Genomic DNA, 6,228 nt, shown 5'->3' with positions numbered 1-6,228 from the left:
CTAGCACTACTTTGGCAGATTTTTAGAGCTGAACCGTCGGCGGCAATACGAACATCGTGTTGATGTTGGCGGTTCGAGAGCGGCGATGATGGCTGCCCGGATGGCCGGAAGGGTGGGTTTGGGTGGCGGGCCTTGGATTCTTTTTTTCCCGCTTCGCCTGCTTGAGGCGTCGGGATTGAAGGAAGGCATAGGCGATCATGGTCATGAGTGCGTGTCGGTGCAGCCCCGTCCATGATCGTCCCTCGAAGTGATCGAGCCCGAGTTCCTCCTTCAACTGCTGATGCGCCTGCTCGCAGATCCAGCGCGCCTTGATGGCGCCGGCCAGGCGTTTGAGCGAGGTGTCGGCGGGCAGGTTCGAGAGGTAATATTTACGCTCTCCACTCGAGCGATGTTCGCCGATCAGCCAGGCCTCTTCTCCTGGCAGATGCTGCTGTCCCATGTCGCCGATCCTCTGAGGCGGCCCGTCTGCCACCTTGATCCGCACGGCAGCGAAGCGAGCCTTCAGCGGCCCCTTGGTGCCACGCCGCCAGCTCAGCGTGCGCCAGGTCGCCATCGCTAGCGTCTTCTGCGCCGATACCGACTTTGTATCGGGCACATGGTTCTTGCGCGGGCGGCCGCGCCCAGCGACGGGAAAGACGAGGGCCACGTCAACTGGGGACTGTCAGGAATTTCGTGTGCGGGCTGGCATAATGGGTAGAAAGGAGACCCAAGATGTCACGACGCAAGGAGCCGGCGATACCGAAAGACCTGCTCGACTAATTGCTGACCGGCACTGACGCTGCGGCGGCGCTGAACCAAGGCGGCTTGCTGGACACGCTGAAGAAAGCGTTGGCGGAACGAGCGCTCAACGCCGAGATGGACCATCATCTCGAGCAAGAAGCGCAGGGCAACAACAGCCGGAACGGTTATGGCCGCAAGACGGTGACGACCGAGACGGGACGGATCGAGATCGAGGTGCCGCGCGACCGGGCCGGTAGTTTCGATCCGCAGTTGATCGCCAAATATCAGTGCCGCTTCCCCGGCTTCGACGACAAGATCATCTCGATGTATGCGCGGGGCATGAGCCCCCGGGAGATCGTGGGGCATCTGCGCGAGCTCTACGGCATCGAGGCTTCGCCTGACTTGATCAGTACCGTAACCGATGCGGTCCTTGAAGAAGTTGCAGCCTGGCAGCAGCGCCCCCTGGACCCGGCCTATCCGCTCGTCTTTTTCGACGCGATCCGGGTCAAGATCCGCGACGAGGGTGTAGTGCGCAACAAGGCCATCCACATTGCCCTGGGCGTCCAGGCCAATGGCGCCAAAGTCGTGCTTGGGATGTGGCTGGAGCAGAACGAAGGCGCCAAATTCTGGCTGCGAGTGATGAACGAGCTGCGCAACCGCGGCGTCGAGGACATCATGCTGGCCGTCGTCGACGGTCTCAAGGGCTTTCCTGACGCTATCACCGCCGTTTTCCCGCAGGCCCTGGTTCAAACCTGCATTGTGGGGTCGTTGAAAAAGCCTCGGCATCGTGATTCACTCGTTCGGCAAAGGATCGGGGGGCTGGATGCTGGGTCGCAAGGAACGGGATCAGCTGGAGCTTTTTATCACCGGATCGCTGCGTCAGCTCATTCCGAGTGACCACATTCTGGTTCGGGTCGATGCCGTACTCGATCTGTCATGGCTGCGGGACGAGATTGCCGAGCTGTACTGCCTCGACAACGGTCGGCCGTGCATTGATCCGGAGGCCGCACTTCGGCTGATGCTGGCGGGCTTTCTGCTCGGTATCGTCCATGATCGGCGCCTGATGCGGGAGGCAGCGGTCAATATCGCGATCCGGTGGTTTGCAGGTTACAGCCTGCGTGAGGGACTGCCCGATCATTCATCACTGACTCGTATTCGCCAACGCTGGGGCGCCGAGCGCTTTCGCCGGATATTCGAGCGCACGGTTCGGGCTTGCGTTGCCGCAAAGATCGCCACAGGCGAGATCGTTCATGTCGACGCCTCGCTGATCCGTGCGCATGTCAGCTGGGATTCGCTGGCCGTGCGCCATATCGAGGCGGTTGAGGAAGCCAACATCGATGACAGTTTCCCCGACGACCGGCAGCGCGGCAAGTCCAAGAAGATCTGTGTGACCGATCCCGACGCTACCATGGCAACCAATGGCCGCAACCGCCGGCTTGAGCCCTCCTATAAGCAGCACACGGCTGTTGACGATGTGACAGGGGTGATCGTCGATGTCGAAGTGACGACCGGAGAGCAAAACGAAGGCATGGCAGTCGCGGCGCAGCTTGATGCCATTGCCACCACCACCGGTACGCCGCTCGCGATTGTGACCATGGATGCCGGATATGCCTACGCCAAGGTTTTTCGCTCGCTCGAAGATCGTAAGATCGAGGGTATCGTCCCGGCCAAGGCCGAACAGCCGCCCCGCAAGGTCATTCCCACCCGTCGCTTCAAATTTGACGCTCGGCATAATCTGGTCCGCTGCCCAAGAGGCAAAATTCTGCGCCCGATGGGCAAGCTGCAGCGAGGCGCTTTTCAGTATTTCCATGCGCGCGGGAAAGACTGCGCCGCTTGTCCGCTGAAAGCGCGCTGTGTCAGCCCGTCCCGTCATGCGCGCATCGCCGTTTTCAACGTCAACCATCCATCATTGCTGCGGGCAAGACGCAAGCGGCTTGGATGGGGCAAGCGTGAAGAGCGGTTGTATCAGCGCCATCGATGGCGCGTCGAAGGCGTTCACGGTGAAGCGAAGACGTGGCATGGCCTGGCCAGAGCAATTCGGCGCGGACTCAACAACATGCGCATCCAGGCGTTCCTGGCCGCAGCTGTAATCAACCTCAAACGGCTCGCGGCCGCCTTCCTAACGCTGATTTTGGTTCTTTTGACAGCATCGACGCCCAGCATGCGAACCAACGCGTTCTCGACTGTCTAACAAAGACAATCTGCGATCGACTTGCGCCTTCGTGGCGCCCATCCATACTCAGCGGTCGACAGCGCCGGCTTTTTCAACGACCCCATTGTTCACCTGTTGCGCAACTCGCTGGACTTCGTGGCCTGGAAGGATCGCAGGGTCCTCGGGACGGCTTTGAAGACCATCTACCGCGCCGTCGACGCCACCGCCGCCGAGGAGGCGCTGGCCGCCTTCGAGGCTGGCTTCTGGGGGCAGCGATACCCTGCGATCGGCCAGAGCTGGCGGCGGGCATGGCCCGAAATCATCCCGTTTTTTGCCTTTCCTGACGATGTCAGGCGGATCGTTTACACCACGGATGAGATGGACAAGATCCCGTCCGCCGAATTGTGTTACGGTGATCTTGCGCGAGCGACTCCGTGGCGAAGACCGGAACGCCGGCTGCAAGTTCCGCCAGGCCGCCTCTTCATAGCCCTGCCGACTTGGAGCGCCCGCGCACCCTTTTGGGCCGTGTCTGCCACTGGGCGACAAACTGTTCGTAGTTCCTTTCGGCGTTGCGGGCGATCTCCATTTCCTGATCGCGTAGCATCTTGATGTTGTAGGCATGAGCAGGGCCAGGCTGATTGCCTTTGCGCTGAGGACCGCCAGCCTTGAGTTCCATGGCACGTCGCTTGTTGGCGACCAGCGCGGGACGCACCCAGCGATAGTCGGCTTGCTTGGTCAGGAGATGCCAACACAACACGGTCAGCTTGCGTGCAAGGGCAACCGCTGCAACCTGATGCCCGCGCTTTGCTCGAATCCTGACGAAGAAGGCATGCAGCGGGCCCGGCGCCTTGGCAGCCGCCCACGCCGCCTCGACCAACATGGCCCGCGCATGGCTTCTTCCGACCTTGCTGATACGGCCATGATGCGCCGCCCCCAGCCCGAACTGACGCACAGGAGGGGTGCGGCCAAAGTAGCTCACCAGTTTTTGTGGGCTGGAAAAACGGTTGATGTCGCCGATAGCCGCAACGATCCCTGCCGCTACCGTCAGATTGATACCGGTGATCGTCAACAGGCGGGCAATGGCGGCGTCATTGAGCGCGTCAGCGGCAATCTCCTTGTCGATGATCGCCAAGTCCTCCGCCAACCGATCGAGCTCGCGCACATGCCGCTCAATGGCGATGAGTCACGGCAGGGGCTTCAGTACCGCCATCCTCATACCAGTTACAAATTCCATAAAGGCCCTCAATAGAAAGCTGCGGCGAGCGGTCAGAATCCGAGGCCATTTTCCGACGGACGAGGCCGCGACAAAACTCATCTGGCTTGTCTTGCGCGAAGCTGCGGCAGAGTGGAAAATGCCGCCACACGAATGGGGGCAGGCAAAATCCCAATTCGCCATTTTGTTCGAGGATCGCTTCATCATCGCGTGACGCTCAACCCGCCCCGGACGCAAAAATTCCGACACTCCCGCGCGTCGACCTTGCCGTGTTCAGCGCTCTGGCACGACTTCTTCATGACACAAGGACTTCTTTAGCTTCGCATTCTCTTCCTCAAAAGCCTTCAGCCGCCTGGCCTCCGATACCGCCGTGCCGCCATACTTCTTGCGCAACGTATAAAATGTCGCATCCGAGATGCCGCGCTTGCGACACAACTCAGGCGCGGACAGTCCCGCTTGATGCTCCTTCAGGATGCCGATGATCTGTTCGTCCGTGAACCTCGATCGTTTCATGGCCCGTCTCCTCTGCCAGGGAGCAGCCTAACCTCAAAGCGAGGCCCTTCCAGGGGAGCAGGTCATCTGCAACCCGAACTCTCGGGCCTCCTTCTTTTTCGTTGCGGTCATCGCTATTCGATCCTTCCAGGTGATCTTCAGTTTCGGCTGTCGCCAGCGTTTCTTCAAGCGACACGCCATCACGCGCAAAAAGACCATGCAGCGGAGCGGGAGCGCCCCGACATCATGAGGCGGCGACAGGCCTGGTTCGACGGCCAACTCGATGTTGCCCCCGAGCGATTGGTTTTCATCGATGAGGCCTCCACCAACATGGCACGCCGCTATGGACTTTGACAGCCCGGCCGGCAGAGCGTGGTTTTTCTTGAAATGCAGCGATATAAAATGCGTCGTCCATAATAAAGTTTATAAATTATTGTTTACTTTAAGCTTTAAGTGTATAAATTATTTAAACAAGATTGCGGCCTTGAAGTTATTTTTGATTTTCGATTATCATTGCCGCTAAATCTTCCCAATCGGTAACTGTTGTGAGGCTTAGCGGAATCTTCGATGTTCCTTTTTGAGGGGCAACGTGCCGGGGCGACATGTTCGAAACTCACCGTATTTCGTTTGCCAAGAATGCTCGCCGTAGCTTGCGTAAGCGGGTTTATGCCGCGTTGCGCATGGCTCATCGCGTTATGGGAATGAAAAACAAGCGTCTCGGATTAGGGGCGTTGGGTGTCGGTGGTCGGATTGGCGGTGCCCGATGCGCAGTCGCGCCTGCGTTAATGCTGTCGGCGATGTGGCTGGCCCCTGCGGCCGCAAATACAATCACTACGATCACTAAGGATGGGCCAGTTGAGGCGTGTGATACTGGTTCCTCTGGCATTGTTGGGCGGACGAATCCTGGCGGTACCGCCGGCCAAGCTACGGATGGGACGGGTACGTATTCGACGGCTGCGGGCTGCAATGCTTCTGCGGCAGGTATGTCTGCTGGCACCATCTATGGAGCTTTTTCCAAAGCCACCGGAGCGGGTGGAACCGCGATCGGTTTCTTGAGCCTAGGGGGACGATGGGCAACCGGTATTGGCTTGGAGGCGCAGGCAACGGCGACAGGCGCGACCGCTTTGGGTTTCGGCAGCCGGGCTAATGGCCTGAACGCCGTTGCCATCGGCGGCGCCGGCGGTGATGGTATCACCGCGCTCAGTATCGCCAACTCCACGATTGCCTCAGGACAGGGTTCCATCGCTATTGGCGCCAATACTCGACGTGGCGCTCAATCGGCAGGCGTCAATTCGATAGCGCTCGGCGGTGAAGCCTCTGTCGGTGGATCCGCAACTTCGGGCATTGCAATCGGTCGAGGCGCAAATGTGGCCGCAAACTTTGGTATCGCTCAAGGCGATGGAGCACTGGCTAATGCTTCCAATGCCACAGCCATCGGCACCAATTCGGTGGCATCAGGGATCAATGCTATCGCGATCGGCATCACGGCTAAGGCATCGGCGGCTAGTGCGCTCGCATTCGGGCAGAATTCTTCGGCTTCCGGTGCCAACGGCCTTGCGATGGGCACCAATTCTGTTTCGGGTGCAACGGGCCAGAACGTCGCCATCGGCGTGGGCGCCAATGCCAACGCCGCGACCGCGGCTGGAGGGGC

General features: G+C 59.7%; 2 protein-coding genes and 8 pseudogenes. 6 read left to right on the top strand and 4 right to left on the bottom strand.

The genetic code is table 11. The annotated features are described in order from the left end of the window. Positions 1 to 22: 22 nt before the first annotated feature. Positions 23 to 655 (bottom strand): annotated as a pseudogene (locus ACTJKX_RS35610) (IS701 family transposase); the annotation flags it as partial. 104 nt (positions 656 to 759) lie between these two features. On the opposite strand from ACTJKX_RS35610, the pseudogene ACTJKX_RS35605 reads away from it, so the two are divergent. From ACTJKX_RS35605 to ACTJKX_RS35595, 3 genes and pseudogenes are all read left to right on the top strand, one after another. After that, positions 760 to 1,494, top strand: a pseudogene (locus ACTJKX_RS35605) (IS256 family transposase); the annotation flags it as partial. Positions 1,495 to 1,543: 49 nt separating this feature from the next. Further along, the gene (locus tag ACTJKX_RS35600; protein ID WP_440728210.1) at positions 1,544 to 2,911 is read left to right on the top strand and encodes a transposase; all 1,368 of its coding nucleotides are present in this window, start codon (positions 1,544 to 1,546) and stop codon (positions 2,909 to 2,911) included. Positions 2,912 to 2,995: 84 nt separating this feature from the next. Next, positions 2,996 to 3,268 (top strand): annotated as a pseudogene (locus ACTJKX_RS35595) (transposase); the annotation flags it as partial. An 85-nt stretch (positions 3,269 to 3,353) separates the two neighbouring features. Here ACTJKX_RS35595 and ACTJKX_RS35590 read toward each other — a convergent pair. Then, positions 3,354 to 4,049 (bottom strand): annotated as a pseudogene (locus ACTJKX_RS35590) (transposase); the annotation flags it as partial. 34 nt (positions 4,050 to 4,083) lie between these two features. Between ACTJKX_RS35590 and ACTJKX_RS35585 the strand changes: the two are divergent. Beyond that, positions 4,084 to 4,299: pseudogene (locus tag ACTJKX_RS35585) on the top strand (transposase); the annotation flags it as partial. An 89-nt stretch (positions 4,300 to 4,388) separates the two neighbouring features. On the opposite strand, the pseudogene ACTJKX_RS35580 reads toward ACTJKX_RS35585, so the two are convergent. Beyond that, positions 4,389 to 4,598 (bottom strand): annotated as a pseudogene (locus tag ACTJKX_RS35580) (transposase); the annotation flags it as partial. Between the two features lie 157 nt (positions 4,599 to 4,755). Here ACTJKX_RS35580 and ACTJKX_RS35575 point away from each other — a divergent pair. Beyond that, a pseudogene (locus ACTJKX_RS35575) lies at positions 4,756 to 4,925 on the top strand (IS630 family transposase); the annotation flags it as partial. Between the two features lie 254 nt (positions 4,926 to 5,179). Next, positions 5,180 to 6,115 (top strand): annotated as a pseudogene (locus ACTJKX_RS35570) (hypothetical protein); the annotation flags it as partial. Here the strand turns inward: ACTJKX_RS35570 and ACTJKX_RS35565 are convergent. After that, positions 6,081 to 6,228 (bottom strand): hypothetical protein (locus tag ACTJKX_RS35565; RefSeq protein ID WP_440728212.1); only part of this gene is annotated, 148 nt, incomplete at its 5' end. The pseudogene ACTJKX_RS35570 and the gene ACTJKX_RS35565 sit on opposite strands and share 35 nt — an antisense overlap.

Origin of the sequence: Labrys sp. 22185, assembly GCF_052045555.1 — a bacterium.
GTDB classification, from domain to species: domain Bacteria; phylum Pseudomonadota; class Alphaproteobacteria; order Rhizobiales; family Labraceae; genus Labrys; species Labrys neptuniae.
This window is presented reverse-complemented; position numbering and strand designations above follow the sequence as displayed.

Bases quoted from the DNA above. Each gene is read 5' to 3' on its own strand.
- ACTJKX_RS35600 (WP_440728210.1), top strand. From the start codon at position 1,544: ATGCTGGGTCGCAAGGAACGGGATCAGCTGGAGCTTTTTATCACCGGA.